Below are 24,224 nucleotides of genomic sequence, written 5' to 3'. Positions count from 1 at the left end.
TGCCGGTGCGGCAGGCGCCCATGCCCTACGTGGCAAGGGCCGGATGTCGTTCACTTTGCAGTCTCCAAACCCGCCACGAAGGCCTTCAGCGCCTCATCTTCCGAGGTCACCTCGACGGTCGGGCCGAGCATCTTCACCGTAAGAATCCCCTGGGGTCCGGCAGCCACCACTCCCCGCAGCGACCAATCCGACTCCGCGGCCTTGCCCATGCCCCCTCCGAAGTCACCGTCCACCGAGACCCAGACGCCCTTGAATCCGGCGACTTCGATCGGTTTCAGCTTCTCGAGACCGGCGGCATCGAGCTTCTCCGCACCGAATTGGCCAAGCCAGCGGTTGACGTTTTCCAGCACTCCACCGCGGCTCAGCGAGACGTAGGCCTCGCCCTTCGTGCCGAAAGTGTAGTTGAGCAAACGGAACGAGCTCCCCGGAGCGGCTTTCCATCCTTCGGGCACGGTTTCGGCGACGACCGGGGACGGAGGCGTCTCCACACTCGTGGCGGGTGCCGGACGTCCTTCCTTGAAGCGTTCGTCACTGGTTGCGTCGAGCTGCAGATTTTCATCGCGCATCGTCGTCGGGCGCGTTTCGGTCGCTGTGACCTCCTCGCGCTTGCCACAGGCACCGAGTATCAGCGAAAAGCCCAGCAACATTGCGGTTCGTCTCATCAACCGCCCGATACCCCCGCTCCCCATTCCGCGCAAGTCCTACCGAGTTCTCTCCCTGTCTGTGGAAACCATCGAGTTCTTCAACCGCCACCGCAACCGCCTCGAATACGAAAAGGTCTACGGCGAGGGCTTCCTGCGCTTCACCTACGCCAATCCGCTGGGAGCGCTGCCCCTCCACGCCTTCGTCAAACGCGCCGCCTTCTCGAAGTGGTACGGACGCCGGATGGATGATCCGGCGACCCGCTCCAAGATCGGGCCATTCATCGAGACCTACGGCCTCGACCCCTCGGAATTCGCCGACCCGCCCGAGTCGTTCCCCCACTTCAACGCCTTCTTTTACCGCAAGCTCAAGCCGGAGGCGCGGCCGATCGACACCGTTGCCCCAGCGGTTTTCCCGGCCGACGGACGCCATTTCGGCTTTGCCGAGGCTTCCCGGATCAATGCGGTGTTCGTCAAAGGACAACGGTTCGACCTCGGCAAGCTGCTCGGTGACGATGACCTCGCCAGCCGCTTCCAACACGGCTCGCTGGTTCTTTCGCGCCTCTGCCCGGTCGACTACCACCGCTTCCACTTTCCGTGCTCGGGCACGCCGCAGGAGACCACTCTGATCAACGGCCCGTTGTTCTCCGTGTCACCCATCGCCTTGCGTCGGAAGCTCTCCTTCCTCTGGGAAAACAAACGCTGCCTGACCAAGATCGAGACCGATGATCTCGGGCTCGTGCTGATGCTTGAAATCGGCGCCACCTGCGTGGGCTCGATCCAGCAGACTTTCACGCCGGGGCAGCCGGTCCGGAAAGGAGATGAGAAGGGCTACTTCGCCTTCGGCGGATCCTCCACCATCACCCTTTTCGAACGCGGAGCGGTCCAGTTGTCGGTCGATCTGCTCGAGCACAGCGGAAACCGCCGCGAGCTGTACGCCCGCATGGGCTCACCGATGACGGTGGCCTGAGGGAGTGGCGCATTCCATGCGCCATATCATGGGACGGCGGCTTTCAGCCGCCCGTTTGATAACGCGGTCTGGAGACCGCCGCGCCCACTCATGGCGCTTGGAAAGCGCCACTCCACCTAATCCTCGACCGGCGGCGGGAACGGCACGTCGCTGACAATCCAGTCCGGGTTCTTCTCGGTAAAGGTCCCGAGCGTCCACTCGCTCGGGATCAACGCAACGAGGTGACCGTGGATGTCGCGCACCAGCTTCACGTCCATCGACAACTCGGGAAGATCCTCGGGGCGGGTCTCCCCCTCCTTCTTTCGCATCCATCGGGCAAACCCCCACGATGCATGCTCCAAGCGCGTCTCGGCATCGTACTCGCCCTGCAACCGGTGCTGCAGCACCTCGAACTGGAGAGGCCCGACGGCACCCAGCAGCGGCACGTAGGCGCCGGTGGTATCCAGCGGCCGGAACTCGGTGACCACCCCTTCCTTGAGCATCTGCGCAAGGCCGGCCCGGAAGCGCTTGAACTTCGCCGTGCTGGCGTTGTGCAGATAGGCGAAGCACTCCGGCGGGAAGCGCGGGATCTCATCGAAGACGAGTTCCTTCGAGGAAGACAGCGTGTCGCCGATCAGGAAGTCGTGATTGCCAACCAATCCCGCCACATCACCGGCGTAGGCGTCATCGACCGTCTCGCGATCCTGCGCGAACAAACGCATCGAGTTCGACAGGCGAACCTTTTCGCCGGTGCGCGTGTGGATCACGTTCATGTCGCGCTCGAACTTGCCGCTGACAATCCGGATGAAGCTCACCCGGTCGCGATGCTTCGGGTTCATGTTCGCCTGGATCTTGAACACGAAAGCGGAGAAGTCGGGTGAAGTCGGCTCAACCGAAGCCTCACCGCTCCGGCGCGGGGCCGGTGGCGGCGCCAACTCGATGAATCGGTCGAGCAACATCTGGACGCCGAAGTTGTTCGCCGCACTTCCGAAGAACACCGGCGTCAATTCGCCGGCCGATACCGCACCAAGATCGAAGTCCGCACCGGCGCCCTCAAGCAGTTCGAGTTCCTCGCACACCTGGTCGTAGACATCCGGGTCGAGCTTCTCTCTGACCGCCGGTTCGCTGATATCGCTGACCGCGACAGGCGCCCGGAAGGCACCGCCCGGCGTCCTTTCGAAAAGGTGCACCTGTCCCTTTTCCCGGTCATAGACTCCCTTGAAACGCGGCCCGTCGCCGAGCGGCCAGTTGAGTGGGAAGGCGTCGATTCCAAGCACGCTTTCCAGATCATCCAGCAACTCGAGCGGCGGCCGTGCCGGACGGTCGAGCTTGTTCATGAAGGTGAAGATCGGCACACCGCGACGGCGGCAGACTTCGAACAGCTTGCGGGTCTGGCTCTCAATGCCCTTACCGGCATCCACAACCATCACGGCGGCATCGACGGCCGTGAGCACGCGATAGGTGTCTTCGGAGAAATCCTTGTGCCCCGGGGTGTCGAGGATGTTGACGACGCAGTCCTTGTAGTCGAACTGCAGCACGGTCGAGCTCACCGAGATCCCCCGCTGTTTCTCAAGCTCCATCCAGTCCGAGGTCGTGGCCCTCTGGTTCTTCCGGGCCGTCACGCTGCCCGCCAGATTCAGGGCGCCCCCGTAGAGCAGGAACTTCTCGGTCAGCGTGGTCTTGCCGGCGTCCGGGTGGGAAATGATCGCAAACGACCGGCGGCGGGACACTTCCCGTTTGAGTTCGGCACTGGAGACACTCGACATGCGGCCCGATGGCGTAGGCGCAGCCCGCCGCGCCATCAAGGGCGATCTCACCGACAACGAAAACGGCGACCCCGGTCAGGGGGTCGCCGTGAAAGGAATCCCGGAAGCTTACTCGCCGCCGCCGATCTCGATTCCGAGCACGATCTCGCACTCGGGCATCTTCTTGCGGATCTCGTCCGCACCGGCTGCGTCCACTTGGGTCTGCCAGAGGTAGAGCTTCCGGAGCTTCGGCAACTCGGAAATCTTCATCACGCCGTCCTTGGTGACCGCCGTGCCGTAGAGATTCAATGACTCGAGCTCGACCATACCGGCGACCGCATCGAGGCCCGCATCGGTCACACCGGTCTCGGAAAGCCGGAGCATCCGCAGCTTCTCGGCACCGGCGAGCGACCTCAGGCCTTCGTCGGTGACGGTGGTTCCCGAAAGGTCGAGCGACACCAGCGAGCCGACGACCGGCTGCAGTTTGGCGAGGTGCTCGTCGGTGAAGTTCTTGCGCATGCTGACCGCGGTGAAGGTCAGGTCGCTGGATTCCTGCGACTCGAAGTTCAGTGCCGAAGGGAATTCCTCACGGACCTTCTCGACGACCTCCGCGAGCTTCGCGCGTTCGGCGGCCTCAGCAGCGGCAGCGGCCTCGGCGGCCTTCGCCTGGGCGGCAAGAACTTCCGGCGGAACCAGCTTCTCGGTGGCCAGCTTGATCGGCTCCGGCATCTCGGCATCGACCACCTTCACGTCGGGCGAAGCGCCGGAGTCGATCCACCACTCGATGATCTCGATCTCGTGAGCCTCGAGCTGCTTCTTGCCTTCCGGCGGCATGTGCTCGTCATCGTCCTCCGGCAGGTGGACGCGGAACATGATACTGCTGTCCTCGGCATTGCCCGGCTCGATCCCCTCACCTTCCTTGCCGCCCTTCACGAGCAGCTCGTAGGTGTCCATGCGGAACTTGCCCTTCTGCTTCTCGGCGCCGTGACAGGACACGCACTTCTGATCGAAGATCGGCTGGACGAGGTGCGTGTAGACGATCTGCTCCTCGACCGGGATGCCCGGATCGACCGCTCCACCGCCGGCACCCTCACCACCCTCTTCCGGCAGCATCTCCAACTGCTCCTCTTCCGGAACCACTTTGTTGTAGAGCTCGCGGACCTCGTTCGGGGCCTCGTCGGTCAGGTAAGACTTGCCATGGGTGATCGAGCCACCGTCGTGGCTGGCCACACCCATCACCACTCCGCTGCCCAGCAGCGTCACGAAGTAAAGCCAGTTACCGGCACCGCCGGCGACATCCACCCAGCCCTTGATCACGAAGGCGGCCACCATCATCGCGGCGAAGCCGGTGCCCCACCACAGGTGGTCATTGACGAGTTCCTCCGGGTAGTCGCCCGGGTTGCTCTGCCAAAGAAGGAAACCGAAGATCACGGCCACCACCGAGGAAGCGGCGGTGAAGAACGCCGGCACGATGGTCGAGGCTCCCTTGTCCTTACGGAACAGCTTCCCGAACTCGAGAGCGAGGACCAGCACCAGCATGCCGATCGGCAGGTGCAGGACGAGCGGATGGAACCGCCCGAGGAACCTCTGCCACTGGGAAAGGGCGCCCTCCGCCGGTTCACCGGCGATCAACGGCATCGCGATCAGCCCGGCAATGGTGGCAAGGCCGACAATGGTAAAGAAAACGGCGCCGGCCTTGGATCCGCCCTTCGGCGGTTCTTCAACGGGGGCGGCGGCCTTCTCAGGAGACTCGGATACGGATTCTTCAGACATCAGCGCGGGAAACTACGCTACGGAAAATCCAATATTTCGTAGCATTCGGTCAGATATCCACGACCGGACCTTCCTTTTTTCCCTGCTCTTTCGGCATCTTTTTTCCGAAAAACGGGAGAAAGCGTCCCAGATCGACCCCCAGCACGCCCAAGGACTTCGCTAGAATGAGAAGCGCCGTGGCCTCGTCGAGGAACGGCAGCGGGTCCGGAGCGATCCCCAAGGTCAGCAGGTAAAACCCGGACAGGGCGGCAAAGAAGAAGGCGAGCGGCTTTTTCACGAGCATAGAATACCCCAATTGCAGGCGGGATCAATCATCGGCCTGCAACCGGGGAACTAGCGCCATTTCAACTACTTCCGAGACTTCGCGGCTTTCTTGGCCACTTTCTTGGCAGCCTTCTTCGCAGCCTTCTTGGCGGCGGGCTCCTCCTTTGCGATCTTCTTGGGCAGCTTCTTCGGAAGTTTCTTCGGCAGCTTCTTGGCTTCGGCGGCCTCCGCCTTCTCGGCAGCCTTTTCTGCCGCGATAACCTCCTCGGCACTGCGTTTCGGCGCCTTGCGTCCGCCCTTCTTGGCCTGACCGAAGAACTCGTCGTCGTCCTCGCCACCGTGGTTGAGGATGAACTGGAGGTCTTCGAGACCGAGGTTGGAAGCGAAGCCTTCGTCGCCGAGCACGTTGGTGACGAGCTGGGTCTTCTGGTGCTGCAGGATCCGGATCTTCTCTTCCACCGTGTCGCGGGTGAGCAGGCGGTAGGCAATGACCTTGTTCTTCTGGCCGATCCGGTGGGTCCGGTCGATCGCCTGGTTCTCGACCGCCGGGTTCCACCACGGATCGTAGAGGATCACGTAGGAAGCCGAGGTCAGGTTCAGGCCGGCACCACCTGCTTTGAGCGACAGCATGAAGACCGACGCGTCCTTGGTCGTCTGGAAGCTCTCGATCTCGCCCTTCCGGTCCTTGGTCTGTCCGGTGAGGTAGTGGAACGGACGGGCCTCGAGTTCAAGACGCGCCTTGATCAGGTCGAGCATCGAAACGAACTGCGAGAAGACGAGCACCTTGTGGCCTTCCTCGTAGAGCTGGTCGAGGAGGTAGAAGAGCGACTCCATCTTGGCGCTCTCTTCCTTGAGATACTTCGGATCGATCAGGCCCGGGTGGCAGCAGATCTGCCGGAGCCTCATGAGACCCTGGAGAATCGCGAACGAGTTCTTCTTCACCGCTTCGTCGGAGTCGAGTCCGAGGAGCGCCTTCTGGATTCGCTTCAGCTCGGCCTTGTAGAGGTCCTGCTGAATACCGTCCATGGTCGCGTAGACCTCTTCCTCGGTCCGCGGCGGAAGGTCCTGGGCGACCTGCAGTTTCGTCCGACGCAGGAGGAACGGCCGCAGACGAGCCGCAAGGCGGTTCTGCGAGAGCGGATCCTTGCGCTTGTCGAAGCGCTTCTTGAAGTAGGCACGGCTGCCAAGCACGCCCGGCATCGCGAAGGCCATCAGTGACCACATGTCGAGCAGGCGGTTCTCGATCGGCGTTCCGGTCAGCACCAGACGGTTCTCCGAATCCAGCTCGCGGGCGCACTTCGCCGCCTTCGAATCCGGGTTCTTGATCTGCTGGCCCTCGTCGAGAATGACGGTGAGCCACTTGATCTCGTTGAGCAGATCCCCGCACACCCGCAGCTGGGCGTAGTTGAGGATCAGCATGTCGATGTTCTCCTGGGTGTCCTTGACGTCGAGATCGTCGCGGTTGCGGAGGATCTTGGCGCGAACTCCCGGGGCGAACTTCACCGCCTCGCTGGCCCAGACATCGAGGACCGATTTCGGACACACGATGAGCGCCGGGCGGTGGCTCTCCTTGTTCTTCTCGCGCTCGTCGAGCAGCCAGAGGATGTAGGTGAGCGACTGGATCGTCTTACCGAGACCCATGTCGTCCGCGAGGATGCCGCCGAAGCGGTTGGTCGCGAGGTAGGCGAGGAACTGATAGCCCTCGACCTGATAAGGACGCAGCGTCGCGTTGAGGCGCTCGGGCACCGGAGGCGTGACCTCGATGGTAATGTCGCCGGCGCGGTCCTTGATCCGCTTCCAGGCCTTCGGATCGAAAACCTCGGCCGCCTTCGGATCAGCGAGCTGCAAGGCGTGCATGCGGTGGGTCTCTCCGGAAAGGTCGAACGGATCGAGACCGAGCCGCGTGACCGCGTCGCGCTGTTCGGGATCGAGTTTGATCTCGAGGCGCATCCACGAGCCATCTTCCATTCGGACATACCCGCCGCGCGCGGCAACGAGTTGGCGGATCTGGGCCTTGGAAAGGTTGACGCCCTCGACGTCGATCACGATGCGGAGGTCGAACCAATCGATGTCCTGGTTGATCACCTCGAAGCGGACGGCGGCGGTCACCGGGTCGGCGAGGATCGACTTCAGGCGGACGTCGATATCGAGATCGAGGTCCTTCGGCATCGCGTCGATCCACTCCGCGAACTTCTCGGGGAACTGCTTGGTGATCCGCGATTTGAACGCACCGAGTTTCTCGTCGTAGGTGAGGCCCATTTCCTCGAGCAGCGTCGGGACGGGATAGAGCGCCTCGCGGGCGAAGCGGAGCAGCTGTTTGCCCTTGAGGGCCTTCTGGTCAACGACCTCCCAGCCCTCTTTGGTAAGCTTCTCGGTGCGGCGGTCCTTCGCTTCAATCGCTGAGACCTCGACCACCAGGTGCTCGGTTTCGGCGGCGGTCAGGCCTGCCACCAGCTTCAGCTCGAAGCGCGGCTTGAGCTCGAGATCGACGACCCGCTTCTTCAGCGACTCCGGCAGGCTCGCGCCGATCTTGCGGAGGAACTCGACGCCTTCGAGCGAATCGATCACCCGCTTGGGGATCAGATAGCGCGGCATCACTTCCGTCTCCTCGAGCCAGCGCGGCGGACCCGGGAAGACGGTTTCGTCCGATTGGTAAAGTTCCTTGCGGCCGGGAAGCATCCGGACCGAGTGCGACACGTTCTCGCCTTCGGAAGTGACGAGTTGCAGCGCGTAGCTGCCCGGGTCGTACGGATCATCCTCACAGACCCAACTCAGCGGACGGTCGACGACCTTGAACTCGCGTTCGTCGAGATTGACCAGATACCCCTTCAGCGCCGGCTGGCGGAACAGGCGGTTCATGAAGCGGCACGCTTCCTCCTGATCGAAGTCGAAGGTCGTGTCTCCGTGCTCGCGATAGTAGGCAAGGAAGTGTTCCCAGAGCACCTGGCTCGGCGCATCCATGCGCAGCGCCGCCTCACCGAACAACGGCAGCAAACGCTCGATCTCATTCTTCTCGCGAAGCTGGATCCACGGAGTGTCTCCCTCGCTCAACTCGAGGCGGGCTTCGTTGATGGTCGCCACCAGGCGGAACTTCACCTCGACCGGCGGACCGAGCGGCGGGCGCTCGTTGACCTGCTCGATGCGGTCATACCAGGCCGCGACCTCGCGCTCCTGCTCCCAGTCCGCCATCTTCTTCTGAACGTAGCTCAGATCGGTGATGACGTTCATGAACTCCGGGTAAGGGAGCTTCTTCTTGTAGAAAGCGTAGGCGAGGTAGTTCCAGAACTCAATAATGTCGCCGGGCGGCATCGGCCACAGTTCGAGCGGCTCATAGGTGGTGATCTCCCACCGAGGCGTAAGGCGCACCATGTCGTGATCGTGGATCTCGCCCTCGATCACATAGCGGCGGTAGCGCTTCTCGACCTTCGAAACGAAGTCCGCCTCCTTGTCGTCAAGCTCGCGGCCGAGCTTGTCCTCGATGACGTCCAGAATCGGCGTGTCGTCGAACTCGTTGGGGGACTCCGGCAGGTCCTCGCCCCGGTGCATCCGCTCCATCATCGTCGCGTACTGGCAAGCGCCCGAGACGATCTCGTCCTCGGCGGTGCACGACCCGAACCAGCGGTTGCCCTGAAGGCGGAGACTGGTCCGGTGGGTGCCCGACTCATCCTCGACGCGACCCTGGATGAAGAGATGGTTTCCGAAAATCTGCGTGACGGCCCCCTCCTGCTGGAGCGTCTCGCCTTTGCGGCGTGCCTCCTCGGGGAAACTGTTCAGAAAATTGAGCGTCGCTCGATCAGGATTCATGATGGTGTCAAAAATCCGCCTGCGTCCGGACGGAGGAACCGTAGGGAGGGAACCACCGCCACCCGGAGCGGAAGCGGGCCGGAAGGATAGATCTCCCCTTTTCGATCCGGCAACAAAAACCTGAATCGCTGCGTGGTTCGACGGAGAACTTGCACCGGCGGAGAAGATCAAGACCTGCCGAGGGCCTGCCCGCGCTGTCCCGATCGATGATGCAGATGGGCAAAAATACGCAGTTTAGCATGGCCAGCCAGACCGATGGTCGCTTGGTTAGACATCAGCTGTTCTGAGCATCATCCCCCAGCGATTGGCGACGCTCTCCTCCCTCCTTCCGGCATGCCCTCTCCCCAGTTTTCTCCGATCCCACGGCCCCGTCTGAATGCATCCGTTGTCGCCCGCTTCGCGATACTGATCCTGCCAGTCACAGTCTTCGCCCAAGGCCCTGCGGTGTCGGGCACCCAAACCGCGGATCTCGACGACACCAACAGCAACGGCGTCGCCAGCCCGGGAGAGGATATCGACTACGACATCCGGCTGAACAATTCCGGCTCGGATGCCAACAATGTCCGGGTGACCGACACGATCGACGGGAATGCCACGCTCGGCGCGGTGATGGTCGGGCCGATCGGCATCGATGAAACCTACGCGGTGACGGGCAACATCGGCATCAGCGTGCCGGCTGGCGTCGGTGTGCTGGTGAATGACCTCGATCCCGACGGCGGCGTGAGTCCGGGGCTCGCTGTCGAAAGCTTCGACAGTTCGAGCACGCAGGGCGGCACGGTCGCGGTCGCGCCCGACGGCTCTTTCACCTACACTCCCCCGACGGGATTCACCGGCACCGACAGTTTCACTTACAAGGTCCGCGACGCCCAGAACCTCGTCGGACTGAGCCCGGGTGTCGTCACGCTGAATGTCGGCTCGCCTGTTTGGTTCGTGAACGATCTCGACGCCACCCCGGACGACGCCACGGCAGGCACCGCGGCCAACCCGTTCAACTCGGCTGCCGCCTTCGCCGCTCGGAACAACGGAGCTGCGGGCAATCCGGGAGACGGTCATGCGATCTACGTTTTCTCAGGCAGCGGCGCCACCCTGGGGCCATTCTCTTTGCGAGCCTCTCAGGTGCTCCTCGGCCAAGGCGTCGCTCTCAGCAGCGGCAACCTCGGCTTCGCACTCGCCACCTATTCGACCGGCCTCCCCGCCCCCGGCGCCCCGCCGGTCATCACCGGCGCATCGAATGCCATCCTGTTGGCCACCAACAATACGGTGCGCGGGCTCTCCGTAGGCAACATCCCGCCCGCCACCAACGCGATCTCCGGCTCTTCATTCGGAACCCTGACGCTCTCGGACTTCAGCACGAGCGGCACCGGCGGGATCCTCGATCTGAGCAACGGAACGCTCAACGCCACCACCGGGATCACCCGCCTCGACTCGGTCGATTGCGGCACCGGCATCTCGCTCAGTTCGGTGGCGGGCAGCGGCCTCACGGTGTCCACCGGCACAAGCATCGCGAATTTCCTCAACAACGGTATGAGGCTGACCAACTGCACCGCACCGGTGGCGCTGGCGGATCTCGACCTGTCGACGACCGCTCCGCAGACCAACGCCGGAGCCGTCGGAATCTTCGCCAGCAACTGCACAAGTATCGCTTCGACGAGCGGCACACTTTCCACCGCCGACGCGGTCGCGGTCGACATCGACAACTCCGCCCTCGGGCTCGCTCTCGACCGCGTGAGTGTGGATGGCGCCGACCGCGGCATCGATCTCGACACTACCACCGGGACGTTTTCGATCACCGGCGACGGCAGCAACTCGGCGAACGGATCCGGCGGCACGCTCGCCAACACCGTCAACGACGGCATCGTCCTGTCAGCCGCCGGCGGACTGTCGGTCGCGCAGCTCAATATCCAGAACACCGGTGGCAGCGCGGTCCACGGCCGTAACGCCTGTTCGAACCTGTCCTTCCGCCACGGAAATTATTCCAACATCGGAACCATTCCGGCTCCGGGGCTCCACGCGATCGACTTCGACAACACCGACGGCAGCGGCACCTCCTCGGTGACCGGCACACTCGACATCCAGAACATCTCGGTCAGCGGCATCGTCTCCAGCGGCTTGGTGATCCACAATGAGTCGGACAGCCTCATCGCCACGGTGAACGGCTCGTCGAGCTTCACCGCCGGCAACCCGACCTTCGGCCTGTTCGGCATCCACGTCGAAGCCAACGCGGGCGCTGCGGTGAATCTCGCGGTCAACGGCGTGACCTTCGACCAACTCGAAGGCCAGGCGGTCCGGTTCGAGCACGACAGCTTTTCCCCCTGCCAGCTCTCGATCACCGGATGCACCAGCACCAACGGCGGTGGCATTGACGACTCGCTCGGGGGCGGAGGGATCTCGGCGACGGCTTCCGGCACGGGAGCGCTGACCGCTTTTATTACCGGAAACGTGCTGAGCGACATCACCGGCGAGGGCATCAGTCTCGACGGGGCTCTGGGTGCTACGCAAAACGTCAACGCGTCGATTTCCGGCAACACGATCACCGCCACCCAGCCGGTTCCCTTCCTCCTCGGAGACGGAATCGCCGTGCGGAAGGACAGCGGAGGCCTGTGGCAGGTCCTGGTCTCGAACAACAACCTCAGCCCGAGCGCCGGATCCGCCTCGAACCTGCTGCGGGGGATCTACGCGAGGACGCGCGACAACGGCGGCACACTGACCCTCGAGGTCGCCGACTGCACCATCAGCGGGACCGACGAGGAGGGCTTCCGCCTTTTCTCCGACCAGGACCTCCCCGGACCGGGGGCAACGACCAATCTGACCCTCATCAACAACGACATCAGCAGCACCGGCCCGGACACCATCGGTCTCCGGCTCCGGGACTTCACGACGCTTTGCGCCAATATCGACAATCCGTTGCTGGCAGTGACCGACACGATCGACATCAACCTCGGGACCGCGCTGGGGCCGATCGCCTCGGTTACGCAAGCCGATCCGGCCGGTCCTTCGCCCAACCTCTCGAGCGAGAACGGCGGCGCGGCCATCCAGACCACCGCACCCGGACCGCCGGGCACCAGTCTCATTTTCTCCGCCCCGCCCTGCCCGCGCCCCCTCCTTCCAACCCCCTGATCTCCATGTCCGAACCATTTCTCGCAGAAATCCGGGTCGTCGGATTCAACTTCCCACCTCGCGGCTTCGCCCAGTGCGACGGGCAGATCCTGCCGATCAACCAGAACCAGTCGCTCTACTCGCTGCTCGGCACGACGTACGGCGGGGATGGTAGAACCACCTTCGCCCTGCCCGACCTCCGCGGCCGCGTGCCCGTTCACGAAGGAGCCGGATTCACCCTCGGCCAGAAGGGTGGCGAGGAAGTCCACACTCTCAACGCCACCGAGATGCCCGCGCACACCCACGAGCTGATGGCTTCGACTTCCCCGGCATCGACCGGCCAGCCGGACTCGGGCGTCCTTTTCGCGAAGTCGTCGGATCCGATCTATCACGCGCCCACGACCACCGTCGCCCCCGCCGCAGGGACCCTCACCACCGTGGGCGGAGGTCAGGCCCACAACAACATGCAGCCCTATATCGCGATCAACTTCTGCATCGCGCTGCAGGGCCTCTTCCCCTCACGCAACTGATCCCATGTCCGAGCCCTACGTTGGAGAAATCAAGATGTTCGCGGGCAACTTCGCGCCGCGCGGCTACGCCCTCTGCGACGGGCAGCTGCTCTCGATCTCACAGAACGACGCGCTTTTCTCGCTGCTCGGAACGATCTACGGCGGTGATGGCAGGACGACCTTCGGTCTTCCCGATCTTCGCGGTCGGCTGCCGGTTCACTACGGTTCCGGCCCCGGGCTGACCAACCGCAACATCGGAAGCAAGGGCGGCGCACAAAGCGTCACCCTCACCGTCAATCAGCTCCCGTCCCACACCCACGGCGGGGCCGTCCACTGTCCGGATAACGCCGAGACCACGGTGCCGGTCGGCGCGGTCCCGGCACGACCGGGTCATGATCTCTACATCGACGACGCCCCGGACACATCGCTGAACTCCGCCGCCGTCACCAACACAGGGGGCAGCCAGTCGCACGACAACCTGATGCCCTCCCTCTGCGTGAACTTCATCATTGCCCTCGTCGGCATCTACCCCAGCCGCACCTGAGCCATGTCCGAACCCTTCATTGCCGAAATCAAGATCTTCGCCGGAAACTTCGCCCCGCGAGGCTGGGCCCTCTGCGACGGCCAGCTGCTGCCGATCTCCCAGAACACCGCGCTCTTCTCGCTGATCGGAACGACCTACGGTGGCGACGGACGGACCACCTGCGCGCTGCCGAACCTCCAGGGACGGGCGCCGATGCATCCCGGCAACGGGCCGGGTCTCACCCCGCGCGCCCTCGGCCAACAAACGGGGCAATCGACGGTCACGCTCACCGGGGCCCAGATGCCCACCCACAACCATGGCTACCGGATCTCCAGCGCCCGGGCCGATGAGGAAGGTTCGCCGCAGCCGGAGAACCGAACGCCGGGAAGACCGCAACGATCGAAGACCTACCTCGGTCCGCCGACTTCCCTCGCCAAGCAAGCCGACCTCCAAGCCACCGGCGGTGGCCAGGCGCACAACAACCTGCAGCCTTTCATCGTGGTGAATTACATCATCGCCCTCACCGGCATCTATCCCTCACGCAGTTGATGGAGTTCCGCTTCAGCCACCCCGAACTCGCCTCCCGTCCGGTCACGCCGGCCGACCGGGAATTCCTGCGTCTGCTCTACCACAGCACGCGCCAGGACGAACTCGCGGTGACCGGCTGGCCGCAAGAGCGGATCGACGCCTTCCTCGACCAGCAGTTCGAGGCGCAGAGCGATCACTACAGCAAACACTTCAACAACGACGGATTCACCATCCTCGCCGAACAGGAAAAAGACGTCGGGCGCCTCTATCTGGAAGAACGGGAAGACGAGATCCGGGTGATCGACATCTCCCTGCTGCCGGAACACCGCGGCCAAGGCATCGGCGGTTCGGTCATGCGGGACGTGCTCGACCTCGCCGGCAGCCGCGGCAAGTGCGTGCGCATCCACGTTGAGCAAAACAACCCCGCCCAGTCCCTCTACCAGCGTCTCGGCTTCCGCAAGATCGACGAGCATGGCGTTTACCTCCTGCTCGAACGCGCCCCCATCCCCAGCCCCGCCTGAGTCCATGTCCGACCCACTCAACCGCCGCCGCTTCGGCCGCAACATATTCGCCACCGGAGTTGGAACCCTGCTCGCCGGAGCCGGCTTCCATGCGACCGCACGCTTCGTTCTCGCCACACAAGAGCGCCGCACCCTCCACTCGCTGACCGGGCTCTTCCCGCAGGTGATCATCGAGGACGTTACCGAAGGAAAGGGCCGCACGGTCCGGGCCGCGGCATCGATCGACGACTTCGACGCCTTTCTCGACCCATCCCGAAGGCAGGCCGCCTTGCCCGACACCGAAATCCGTGCGGATGGCGATGCACTCTATTTCCGCCACTCCGGTACCGACTACATCGTCCGGCTACTCCTGCCGCGCGACTTCGCCCGCCTTCACGGCACGCCGCTCCAGATCGCCTGATCCGAAATGACCGTGCACCCCCCGATCACTCGCGAAACCTTCGAGCCGCTTGCCAGCCAGCAGGTCGAGTTGCGGAGCGCGGACGCGGAATTCACTGCCACCCTCAACGAACTCACCCCACTGCCGTCGCACAATCCCGAGGCGGATCGCCCGCCGTTTTCATTCCTCCTGCAAGTCGACGCCCCGCAACTCCCGCAGGGCATCTACGAGATCCGGCACCCCTCGCTTGCCGAGCCGGTCAGCATCTTCCTCGTTCCGATCGCCGGCGACGACGGGCACACCACCCTCCAGGCCATTTTCAACTGATGTTTCTCCCCCGCACCGTTCTCCCGATCCTCGCGCTCTTCGCAGGACCGCTCCACGCCCAGGGCAACCTCGACGTCACGATCCCGTCGCTGCCCGCCGGCAAGCAGGTCCAGATCGTTTACACCACGACCGTCAACGGCACACCCACCGGCATCAATGCCGACGGCACCTTCGAGATCTCCCAGCAGGCAACGATTGCCGCCACGGGCCAGAGCAACACCGTGACCGACGACCCGGCCGAACCGGGAGCAACCGATGCGACCATTGTCGACGGCTTCGTAAATACTCCACCGACGGTCTTCGGCGGGTCCACACCGTCGGTCACGTCCGCCGGCGCCACCGTCTACAGCTTCCGGATTGATTATCGGGACGACGGCGTTTTCACCGTGGTCGACGCCGACTCGATCGACGCCAACGACGTGGTCGTCACCGGCCCCAACGGTCCCGTCCCCGTGACCAGCGGCACCGCCTCGGGCCCCGACGCCGCCCTCCTGTCCGGCAGCTATACCCTGACACCACCTGGAGGAAGCTGGGACCCTTCGGACAACGGCACCTACACGATTTCGCTGGTGGGCAACCAGGTATTCGACCAGCCGCTCTCAGGGATGGAGCCATCACTGGCCGCCGTCGCGGTACCGACCCTTTCGACCTTCGATGTCGAAATCCTCACTCCCCCCGGCTTCGCCAAAAACTTCGCGCCCGATGTCATCGGCGAAGACGGGATTTCCACGCTCACCTTCACCATCGACAACACCGCCAATCCGGTGGCCGCGACCTCGGTCGACTTCACGGACAACCTTCCGTCAGGCGTCGTGATCGCAACCCCGGCCAATGCCTCGACGACCTGCGTCGGCGGAACCCTGACTGCGGTATCGGAGACGGGCACCGTCTCCTACACAGGAGGGACCGTCCCCGCCGGCACCTCCTGCACCGTCACCGTAGACGTGACCTCCTCAACCCCCGGCAGCTACCTCAACACCAGCGGCGACCTGACCAGCTCGATCGGCAACAGCGGCCCCGCCAGCGACACGCTGACCGTCGCTCCGCCTCCCCTTTTCTCGAAGGAGTTCTCGCCCGCCAGCATCGCTTTCGGCGGAACCTCGACCCTGACGTTCACCATCGACAACTCTCTGAGTCCGCTCGACGCGACCGCCATCGATTTCACCGACAATCTCCCAGCCGGGATGACGGTCGCCACTCCCGCCAACGCGTCGACCACCTGCACCGGCGGCACCCTGACCGCGACATCGGGAACCGGCGTGATCTCTTACACCGGCGGAAGCGTCGCCGCCGGAGCCAGTTGCACCGTGACGGTCGATGTGACCGCCATGGCCCTCGGTGATCTCGTCAATACCAGTGGCGATTTGACCTCGTCACGAGGCAACAGCGGCACAGCCACCGACACGCTGAGCGTCGTCGACAACACCCCGCCGGCCATCACCTGCCCGCCCGGCATCACCGTCGAGTGCGATCAGCCCACCGACCCGTCTGCCACCGGATTCGCGACCGCCATCGACGATCTTGATCCGAATCCCGTGCTCGGGTTCGCCGACTCCACCATTCCCGGATCCAACGCCGACAACTTCACGATCGTCCGGACGTGGACCGCCATGGATGCGTCCGGGAACCAGAGCTCTTGCCAGCAAACCATCACCGTTCAGGACACCACCGCACCGGTGATCACCTGCCCGGCGGGTATCACCATCGAGTGCGATGATTCCGAGGACCCGTCGAATACGGGATCCGCCACCGCGACCGACAACTGCGATCCGAACCCGGCCATCACCTTCAGCGACAACATCACGGCCGGCTCCAACGCCTACAACTTCACCATCACCCGCACGTGGACCGCCACCGACGCCACGGGCAATGCCAGCAGTTGCGACCAGACGATCACCGTTCAGGACACCACCGCGCCGGCCATCACCTGCCCTGCGGACACCACCATCGAGTGCGACGAATCCGAAGCTCCCGCGAATACCGGATCCGCCACCGCCATCGATGGCTGTGATCCGAATCCGACGATCACCTTCAGCGACAACATCACGGCCGGCTCGAACGCCTACAACTTCACCATCACCCGCACCTGGACCGCCACCGACGCCACGGGCAATGCCAGCAGTTGCGACCAGACGATCACCGTCCAGGACACCACCGCACCGGTGATCACCTGCCCGGCGGACACCATGATCGAGTGCGACGAGTCCGAAGACCCGTCCAACACGGGAACCGCCACCGCGACCGATGCCTGCGACCCGGACCCGGCGATCACCTTCAGCGACAACATCACGGCCGGATCGAACGCCTACAATTTCACCATCACTCGTACGTGGACGGCCACCGACGCCTCGGGCAACTCAAGCAATTGCACCCAGACGATCACGGTTCAGGACACCACCGATCCGGTGGTCGTGTGTCCTCCGGATGTCTCGGTCCTCAGCACCGAGCCCACCACCCCGGCTGATACCGGCTTCGCAACGGCCACGGACACGTGCGATCCCAATCCGGTCGTCACCTTCAGCGATGCCACGGCACCCGCTCCGAATGGCGTCGATTCCATCCTCACCCGTACCTGGCGCGGCACCGACGCCAGCGGCAACGAGGGCAGCTGCCAACAGGTCATCACGATTCTTGCGGGTCTCGACCTCGTCGTAACCGCTGCGGAATCGGTCGACCCCGTCACCGCCGGGAACGTTCCCCTTCCGAATCTCACCCACGAGTTCACGGTCACCAACAACGGGCCGATCGAGGCGACCAACATCGTGCTGAGCCTGAGCTTCACGGAGACGACGGGAATCAGCGCCTCCGGCATCACACCCGAAAGCGGCACCGTGACCGATCAAGGCCCCGGCGCGGCGCAGTGGACCATCCCGACCCTCGCCATTGGCGCCAGCGTCACGCTCGAGGTCGACTACGGAGTCGATGCCGCAGCAACCGCCGCCGTCGACGCCGTCTCGTCGACCCTCACCGCCCAGTCCCTTGACCAGCCGCAGATCAACACCGGCGACGAGTCGGCGACGGTGGCGACCTCGGTCGTCCGCGAAGTCGACATCGTGCCCTCCATCGAGGTTCTACAGGATCCTTTGGTCGCCGGTGGGGACGCTCTTGAAACCTTCCGGGTTCTGGTGACCAACAACGGCCCGAGCGACGCCAGCGGTGTCGCGATTTCACTGCCAGGCGTCCTCCCGGCAGACGTCAGCTTCACCAACTTCGACACCGCGTCCGGCACGGTTGCCGGAGGCACTTGGACGATCGGGGACCTTCCCGCGGCAGGCAGCGCGTCCCTGATCATCACCGCCCAAGCAGGGTCCGGCGCGTCGAGCGGCACCGACGTCATCCCGCTCACCGCTGTGGTGAGCTCCATTACGGAGTCACAGTCCGAGACTTCAAACGACTCTGCTTCCGCTGCCACTTCGATCATCAGCGCGGCGGATACCGGCACCGGAATCACCGTCGCGCCCACCGTCAACCTGCAGAGCGGGCTATTCGTCAGCGAAGTCACGGTGACCAACAACAACAGCGAAGCCATCCCCGCCTTCCGGCTCTACGTGAAGAACCTTCCGGCGGATGTGGAGGTCCACAATGCGACCGGCTCGCGGACTTTCGGCACTCCGCCAAGCGAGCTGCCCTTCGTTCTCCACAATCAGCCCCTCGCGGCGTCGGACAGCGTGACGCTCAGCATCGAGTTCTTCCGGGCGTCTCTCGACCCCGGATTCACTCCGCAGTACGAGATCGAACTGCTTCCCATCCCCGAGCCTGATCCGACTGCGGCCCCCGCCGGCCTCGCTGTGGCACGCAACGAACGCCTCCCGAATGGCGACCAGTTGATCGAGATCGTCAGCACGCCGGGCTCGACTTACGCGGTCGAGTACAGCGCCGACATGACCACATGGGTCCGCGTCGTGCCGGCCGTGACCGCAGTCGCCAACCGCCTCCAGTGGATCGACAACGGGCCACCGAAGACCGTAAGCCACCCGTCCACGGTGGGCAGCCGGTTCTACCGCTTCGTCCTGATCACCCCTCCAACACCGTCCTCCGAGTGACTGCACGCCTCCTATTTGCCCTCCTTCCGGCGACTCCCGCCTTTGCGGGTCCAGCCTCCCCGAAGAGCCCGATCGAACCGCCCGCCGAGATCAGCCCTTGGCGCATCGGCACCGGCGTGATGTGGCGCAACATCGGCGATCTTTCGGTCAGCCCGGACCTCGCCAACGGCCGCTTCGCAGGCAATCTGTTCGTCCCCGACCCGGCGGCTGGCCCCGCCAACGCGAACGCCGATCGCACCTATGACGACGGCTACGTCAACCAAGGCGCGGCCACACCCGGCACCGGACTGACGACCTTCTGGGGATATCAGAATGCGTCACAGGTCGGCGGAGGCAATCTGACCTACACGGCAAGCGGTGGACTTGGACTCTCGGCTCCAGGTCCGGGATCGGACGATGCCGACGCCGAAGCGGCCCCCTACATCGAGGTCAGCTACCTGCAACCCATACGGGCCGATCTCCTGATCGGACCCACCGCGAATTTCTCCTTTGTCAGTCTCGACGGCCGAACCGCGAGCCCGATGGCCCTTTCCGACGCTTCGACGGTCGACAGCTACGCGTTGAACGGCGTGATCCCGCCCTTGGCCGGCTACATGGGAACCTTCGCCGGCCCCGGACCTCTCATCGGCAACCAACCAACTACTAGAACCACCGTACTAACTCCAGCCGGCGGGGGCGGCAGCTACGCATTCGACAGCTCCACCGACCTCTACAGCCTCGCCCTTGGCGGCGAGGCGCACTGGCTTCCGACCGACCGCTGCTACATCGGCTTCGGCGCGGGCCTCGTGCTCAACTACGCCGAGTGGGACGCCGGCTGGTCCGCCCGCCTGATCGATCCTGCCACGGTCGCCCTCTCGACCTACGGAGCGCGTTCGAGCGGCGATGACTTCCTTCTCGGCGCCTACCTGAAGACCAGCGGCCGATACCGCTTCACCGACCAGTGGAGCATCGAGGCATTCTTCCGCTACGACTGGAACGAGTCGCTCGACGGCTCCGCGGGACCGACGACGTTCAAGATCGACCTCTCGGGTTGGAGCGCCGGGTTCGGCGTGGGATTCACTTTTTGAACGCCGGCCGTTTGCCCGACCGGCCGCCTGCGGCGGTTTGACAGCCCGGCGGAGCTGCGGCTTGATGCCGCCGTGACGGAAATCCAGCGCTTCGAGGGCGGCTACCTGCTTACCAATTCCTATCTGGCGCCCACGCCACAAGGCGGCTGGGTGATGATCGACGCCCCGATGGAGGCGGACCAGTGGCTGGAACAATCGGGGATCCGGCCAACCGCCCTGATCCTCACCCACCAGCACTTCGACCATGTGATGACCGCGGCAGCGATTTCGGCGATGGGAGTGCCGGTCTACGCATGGTCCCCATTCGACCGCTCACTGACGCTGGAGGAAGTGGTCCGGGAATGGGGCATGCCCTTCGACGTCGACGCCTACTCCGTCGATCACACGCTCAAAGGACGGGATACCCTTGAAATTGAAGGACTTGAGTTCCGGCTCGCCCATCTGCCGGGACACTCTCCCGACAGCGTGATCCTGCATCAACCGGAGGCAGGGGTGGTGTTCGCTGGCGACACGCTCTTCGCAGGATCGACAGGGCGCCCCGACCTTCCGGGTGGCGACATGGACCTTCTTTGTGCCGGGATCCGGGAGAAGATCTACACCCTGCCGCCGGACACGCGGGTTTTGCCGGGTCACGGACCCGAGACGACTTCCGGCACGGAAGCTGCAACAAATCCCATTTGCCGCGCTTTCTGAAAGCAAAGCCCCACCCCGACGGCGCTGCCTTTATCAAAGATTTCCGCTGGAAAAGCCCGACTCCCTCTGGGACTTTCGCAAAGGATCCATAGCGAACGACGTTCATATTCCATGCCCAAGGACGCCCCATCCCAGACTCCGCTGCCGGAATCACTCCGGAACCAGCTCGACGAATTCCGCCGTCAGCTGTGGCGGACGAAGATCGCCGAGGCGGTTTTCGCCGGCATTTTTGGGCTCCTGCTCTCTTATCTCGTTGTGTTCGCCCTCGACCGGGTCTGGACCACACCGGGCATCGTCCGGCTCGCGATTCTTGTCGGCGGCACGTCGCTGGCGGCGATTTTCGCGCCGATCTGGCTGCACCGTTGGGTCTGGCGGCATCGCCGCGAGAACCAGCTGGCCCGGCTCATCGCCCGAAAGCACCCCGGCCTTGGCGACCGGCTTCTGGGGGTCGTCGAACTCCAAGGGCAGAACGAAGACGCCGACAGCCTCTCGCCCCGCCTACGTGCAGCTGCCATGGAGGCGGTCGCTGCGGAAGCCGCCCGCCGCAAGCTCGACGACTCGCTTCCGGTGTCGCGTCACCGCCGCTGGTCGCTGGCGGTGGTCGGGCTCTTCCTTCTCGCCGGCGCCGCGCTGACGATCGTGCCGCAGGCCGGTCTGAATTCGCTCAAGCGCTGGCTTTTCCCCCTGTCCTCGACTCCGCGCTACACCTTCACCTTGATCGACGGTGTGCCCAGCGAGCTACCGGTTCCGGTCGGCGAGGCATTCGCCATCGATCTCTACCTTTCGGAAAACTCCGAGTGGCAGCCGCTTGACGGCCGGGCCCGCTACGCACGGCAGGATCCGGTCACGTCCCAGCTCGATGGCCGCCTTTACCGGTTTGAGTTTCCCGGCCAGCAAGAGCCCGGCGATGTCCGGGTGGAAATCGGAGACGCAAGGCATTCCATCCGGGTGCTGCCATCGCTGCGTCCGACGCAGGAGCGGACGGTCGCCGAGATCCGCTATCCCGAGTATCTCCAGCTCGATCCTGAGTCGGTCGACCTCGCAACCGGCGTGGTCAATGCCGTCCAAGGCTCCACGGTCCAACTGACCGTCGAGACCAGCCGTGCGCTCAGCCAAGCCACCTACGGTCCGCTGGGCTTCCCGGACCGGGCACCCCTGGAACCCGGGGCATTGGTCGAAGACGGCGAGGCCGAGGCCAGTGAGCCATCTGCCATGCTGGTCCGGAACCAGCGGGCCACGACCAACGAGATCGAGATCGGCAAGGAATCGATCGAGGTACCGATGCACTGGACCGACTCGCTAGGACTCGCCGGGGCGGAGGGCTTCAAGGTGCGCATCGAGGCGATGCCCGACGAGGCACCGGTCTGCTACATGGAAGGCATCGCCGCCCAACACGCGATCCTCGCGGTGGAAACGATCGACTTCGAAGTCACCGCCAGCGACGACTTCGGCATCCGCGAATACGGGCTCGAATGGTATGGCGAGCCGACCCAGGCGGGTGCCGGAAAGGTTTCGACGGGTGACCTCATCCTGGAGAAGGGCGCACCCGATCTGATGCGGAGTTCCACGCCAGCTTCGTTTTCACCCAAGGCCTACAACATCGGCCCCCAGAAGCTGTTCCTTCGTGCCTACGCCGAGGACTACCTGCCGGATCGCGGGCGGATCTACTCGCAGCCGATCATTGTCTATATCCTTAGCGAGGAAGAGCACGCCCAGATGCTGAAGAACCGGTTCGACCGGGCCATCAGCGAGCTTGAGGACCTTGCCCGGCGCGAGCGCAGCCTCTTCGAAGAAAACCAGCGCCTCGAGCGGCTCGACGGCGAGGAACTCCAGGATGAAAAGAATCGCGAGCGCCTCCAGAAGCAGGAGGAAGCCGAGCGCCAGCAGGCGGAGAAAATGAAAGAGCTGGCCGATCAGATGGAGGAACTCCTGAAGGACAGCGCACGCAATGGCAGCATCGACAAGGAGACGATGCGCAAGATGGCCGAGTCGATGCAATCGATGAAGGAACTCGGCGAGCAGGATATGCCAGAGGTTGAAGGCAAACTCGGCGAGGCGGGCGACCAGAAGAACACCGAGCAAAAGTCACAGGAGGACCTCAAGAAGGCGGTCGAGGATCAGAAAAAAGTCCTCGAGAAGATGCAGGAGACCATCGACAAGGCGAACGACGCGAACCAGCGCTTCGAAGCGAGCACCTTCGTCAGCCGGCTCAAGAAGGCGGCCTCGGATGAGGATGCGGTCGCTTCGGCATCACTCGAGGGTTCCGAGAGCTTCGGACTCCGCCGCGAGCAGATGGACCCGGCGGCGATCGGCATTCTCGACGATGTCGTCGCGCAACAATCCGACACCACTTCCGACGTGCGCTGGATCCTTGAGGATCTCGGGCACTTCTTCACCCGGACCGACAAGGCCGAGTACGGAGACATTCTCCGCGAAATGGTCGACTCCCAGATCGAGTTGGGCATGGAGGACGTCCGCACCCGGCTGAGCAACAACCACTCGTTCATCGCCGCCAAAGGCGCTGCGGGTTGGGCCGAGAAACTCCGCGAGTGGGCCAAGAAGCTCGAAGGCGCTTCCGACGACGGAGGCGGCGGCGGTGGTGGCGGCGGAGGAGGCGGCGGTGAGGATGAAGATTTCGAGTTCATGCTGCGGGTGATGAAGCTCGTGCAGCAGGAACAGGACTTGCGCGCCCGCACCCGGGCCTTGGAAACCCTGAAACGCTCCTTCGAACTGGAGAACACACCATGAAGTATCTACTGCCCCTCGTATTGCTCCCGACCTTGGCCTTCGCCGAGGACAATCCCGAACTGGCCGAGAAGATCGGACGTCATCAGGAAGGAGCACGCGACCTGTCCGACGAGCAGGACGAACTGGCCGCCGACGTTCAGCAGCTGACGATCGAACAGACCCACCCGAAAGTCATCGAGATGTTCCGCGCGGTCGAGGATGCCATGGATGATGCCAGCGAACTCCTCTACGAGCACGACACCGGCGGCGAAACGATCGCGGCGGAAACCGATGTCATCGAGAAAATCTACGAGGCCGCCAAGGAGCGCCAGAAGCAGTGCAGCGGAGGTAACCCGTCGAGCCCGGGTGGCGCAATGATGGAGATGATGGAGCGCATGATGGGCAAGCAGCCCGGCGGCCAGAAGCCGGGTGACAAGCCCGGCGACCAAGGCGGTGAAGGCATGACTGGAGACTCCGACGCAGCCAACGAGGGCATCGCCGGTTCCGCCGAGGGCAAGGTCGAGGAGCGTAGGGTTCCCAAAGGAGCCGGCACCGCCGGCAAGGGCCTTCCCGGAGAATTCCGTGACGCCCTGAAGGCCTACAACCGCGGAGCCGAGAAGCTCGTCCGCTGATCT

General features: G+C 63.9%; 18 protein-coding genes. 13 read left to right on the top strand and 5 right to left on the bottom strand.

Annotated features, from left to right (window positions below; all coding sequences use genetic code 11):
• Window positions 1-50: 50 nt before the first annotated feature.
• The gene (locus tag HAHE_RS18315) at window positions 51-662 is read right to left on the bottom strand and encodes a hypothetical protein (RefSeq protein ID WP_338686481.1); all 612 of its coding nucleotides are present in this window, start codon (window positions 660-662) and stop codon (window positions 51-53) included.
• A gap of 61 nt (window positions 663-723) precedes the next feature.
• Here HAHE_RS18315 and HAHE_RS18310 point away from each other — a divergent pair, with 61 nt between their 5' ends.
• Window positions 724-1,611 carry a phosphatidylserine decarboxylase gene (locus tag HAHE_RS18310; RefSeq protein ID WP_338686479.1) on the top strand — a complete coding sequence of 296 codons (888 nt, stop codon included), beginning with the start codon at window positions 724-726 and terminating at the stop codon, window positions 1,609-1,611.
• A 116-nt stretch (window positions 1,612-1,727) separates the two neighbouring features.
• Here the strand turns inward: HAHE_RS18310 and HAHE_RS18305 are convergent, their stop codons facing one another.
• From HAHE_RS18305 to HAHE_RS18290, 4 genes are all read right to left on the bottom strand, one after another.
• Window positions 1,728-3,356, bottom strand: a complete 1,629-nt coding sequence (locus HAHE_RS18305) for a peptide chain release factor 3 (RefSeq protein ID WP_338686478.1) — start codon at window positions 3,354-3,356, stop codon at window positions 1,728-1,730.
• Window positions 3,357-3,464: 108 nt separating this feature from the next.
• Window positions 3,465-5,108, bottom strand: coding sequence for a c-type cytochrome domain-containing protein (locus tag HAHE_RS18300; RefSeq protein ID WP_338686477.1), 1,644 nt, complete (start codon window positions 5,106-5,108; stop codon window positions 3,465-3,467).
• A 49-nt stretch (window positions 5,109-5,157) separates the two neighbouring features.
• The gene (locus HAHE_RS18295; RefSeq protein ID WP_338686476.1) at window positions 5,158-5,385 is read right to left on the bottom strand and encodes a hypothetical protein; all 228 of its coding nucleotides are present in this window, start codon (window positions 5,383-5,385) and stop codon (window positions 5,158-5,160) included.
• A gap of 71 nt (window positions 5,386-5,456) precedes the next feature.
• Complete coding sequence (locus tag HAHE_RS18290) at window positions 5,457-9,176, bottom strand: DEAD/DEAH box helicase (protein WP_338686474.1); 3,720 nt, start codon at window positions 9,174-9,176, stop codon at window positions 5,457-5,459.
• A 333-nt stretch (window positions 9,177-9,509) separates the two neighbouring features.
• Here HAHE_RS18290 and HAHE_RS18285 point away from each other — a divergent pair, with 333 nt between their 5' ends.
• The 12 genes from HAHE_RS18285 (at window position 9,510) to HAHE_RS18230 (ending at window position 24,221) form a co-directional block, all read left to right on the top strand.
• Window positions 9,510-12,293, top strand: coding sequence for a beta strand repeat-containing protein (locus tag HAHE_RS18285; RefSeq protein WP_338686473.1), 2,784 nt, complete (start codon window positions 9,510-9,512; stop codon window positions 12,291-12,293).
• Window positions 12,294-12,298: 5 nt separating this feature from the next.
• Entirely contained in the window at window positions 12,299-12,802 is a 504-nt protein-coding gene (locus HAHE_RS18280) for a phage tail protein (RefSeq protein ID WP_338686472.1), read from the top strand.
• A gap of 4 nt (window positions 12,803-12,806) precedes the next feature.
• A complete protein-coding gene (locus tag HAHE_RS18275; RefSeq protein WP_338686470.1) occupies window positions 12,807-13,325 on the top strand; it encodes a phage tail protein in 519 nt (172 codons plus the stop codon).
• A gap of 3 nt (window positions 13,326-13,328) precedes the next feature.
• On the top strand, window positions 13,329-13,853 hold the full coding sequence (locus tag HAHE_RS18270; protein WP_338686468.1) for a phage tail protein: 525 nt from the start codon (window positions 13,329-13,331) through the stop codon (window positions 13,851-13,853).
• On the top strand, window positions 13,853-14,353 hold the full coding sequence (locus HAHE_RS18265; RefSeq protein ID WP_338686466.1) for a GNAT family N-acetyltransferase: 501 nt from the start codon (window positions 13,853-13,855) through the stop codon (window positions 14,351-14,353). The genes HAHE_RS18270 and HAHE_RS18265 overlap by 1 nt, the downstream gene beginning before the upstream one ends.
• Window positions 14,354-14,357: 4 nt before the next feature.
• Complete coding sequence (locus tag HAHE_RS18260; protein WP_338686464.1) at window positions 14,358-14,753, top strand: hypothetical protein; 396 nt, start codon at window positions 14,358-14,360, stop codon at window positions 14,751-14,753.
• Window positions 14,754-14,759: 6 nt separating this feature from the next.
• Window positions 14,760-15,059: a DUF6916 family protein gene (locus tag HAHE_RS18255; protein WP_338686462.1), complete on the top strand. Its 300-nt coding sequence runs from the start codon at window positions 14,760-14,762 to the stop codon at window positions 15,057-15,059.
• Window positions 15,059-19,102: a DUF11 domain-containing protein gene (locus HAHE_RS18250; RefSeq protein ID WP_338686459.1), complete on the top strand. Its 4,044-nt coding sequence runs from the start codon at window positions 15,059-15,061 to the stop codon at window positions 19,100-19,102. Before HAHE_RS18255 ends, HAHE_RS18250 begins: the two co-directional genes overlap by 1 nt.
• On the top strand, window positions 19,099-20,169 hold the full coding sequence (locus HAHE_RS18245) for a hypothetical protein (protein WP_338686458.1): 1,071 nt from the start codon (window positions 19,099-19,101) through the stop codon (window positions 20,167-20,169). Before HAHE_RS18250 ends, HAHE_RS18245 begins: the two co-directional genes overlap by 4 nt.
• A 72-nt stretch (window positions 20,170-20,241) precedes the next feature.
• Window positions 20,242-20,862 carry an MBL fold metallo-hydrolase gene (locus HAHE_RS18240; protein ID WP_338686456.1) on the top strand — a complete coding sequence of 207 codons (621 nt, stop codon included), beginning with the start codon at window positions 20,242-20,244 and terminating at the stop codon, window positions 20,860-20,862.
• Between the two features lie 111 nt (window positions 20,863-20,973).
• A complete protein-coding gene (locus tag HAHE_RS18235) occupies window positions 20,974-23,610 on the top strand; it encodes a hypothetical protein (RefSeq protein ID WP_338686454.1) in 2,637 nt (878 codons plus the stop codon).
• Window positions 23,607-24,221 (top strand): hypothetical protein, encoded by a 615-nt coding sequence (locus HAHE_RS18230; protein ID WP_338686452.1) that lies wholly within the window; start codon window positions 23,607-23,609, stop codon window positions 24,219-24,221. The genes HAHE_RS18235 and HAHE_RS18230 overlap by 4 nt, the downstream gene beginning before the upstream one ends.
• Window positions 24,222-24,224: the final 3 nt, after the last annotated feature.

The sequence above is a fragment of the Haloferula helveola genome (assembly GCF_037076345.1).
Lineage (GTDB): Bacteria > Verrucomicrobiota > Verrucomicrobiia > Verrucomicrobiales > Akkermansiaceae > Haloferula > Haloferula helveola.
This window is presented reverse-complemented; position numbering and strand designations above follow the sequence as displayed.

Excerpts from the sequence above, each read along its gene's own strand:
- HAHE_RS18315 (WP_338686481.1), bottom strand. The coding sequence starts at position 662 with ATGAGACGAACCGCAATGTTGCTGGGCTTTTCGCTGATACTCGGTGCC.
- HAHE_RS18305 (WP_338686478.1), bottom strand. The coding sequence starts at position 3,356 with ATGTCGAGTGTCTCCAGTGCCGAACTCAAACGGGAAGTGTCCCGCCGC.
- HAHE_RS18300 (WP_338686477.1), bottom strand. The coding sequence starts at position 5,108 with ATGTCTGAAGAATCCGTATCCGAGTCTCCTGAGAAGGCCGCCGCCCCC.
- HAHE_RS18290 (WP_338686474.1), bottom strand. The coding sequence starts at position 9,176 with ATGAATCCTGATCGAGCGACGCTCAATTTTCTGAACAGTTTCCCCGAG.
- HAHE_RS18285 (WP_338686473.1), top strand. The coding sequence starts at position 9,510 with ATGCCCTCTCCCCAGTTTTCTCCGATCCCACGGCCCCGTCTGAATGCA.
- HAHE_RS18280 (WP_338686472.1), top strand. The coding sequence starts at position 12,299 with ATGTCCGAACCATTTCTCGCAGAAATCCGGGTCGTCGGATTCAACTTC.
- HAHE_RS18275 (WP_338686470.1), top strand. The coding sequence starts at position 12,807 with ATGTCCGAGCCCTACGTTGGAGAAATCAAGATGTTCGCGGGCAACTTC.
- HAHE_RS18270 (WP_338686468.1), top strand. The coding sequence starts at position 13,329 with ATGTCCGAACCCTTCATTGCCGAAATCAAGATCTTCGCCGGAAACTTC.
- HAHE_RS18265 (WP_338686466.1), top strand. The coding sequence starts at position 13,853 with ATGGAGTTCCGCTTCAGCCACCCCGAACTCGCCTCCCGTCCGGTCACG.
- HAHE_RS18260 (WP_338686464.1), top strand. The coding sequence starts at position 14,358 with ATGTCCGACCCACTCAACCGCCGCCGCTTCGGCCGCAACATATTCGCC.
- HAHE_RS18255 (WP_338686462.1), top strand. The coding sequence starts at position 14,760 with ATGACCGTGCACCCCCCGATCACTCGCGAAACCTTCGAGCCGCTTGCC.
- HAHE_RS18250 (WP_338686459.1), top strand. The coding sequence starts at position 15,059 with ATGTTTCTCCCCCGCACCGTTCTCCCGATCCTCGCGCTCTTCGCAGGA.
- HAHE_RS18235 (WP_338686454.1), top strand. The coding sequence starts at position 20,974 with ATGCCCAAGGACGCCCCATCCCAGACTCCGCTGCCGGAATCACTCCGG.
- HAHE_RS18230 (WP_338686452.1), top strand. The coding sequence starts at position 23,607 with ATGAAGTATCTACTGCCCCTCGTATTGCTCCCGACCTTGGCCTTCGCC.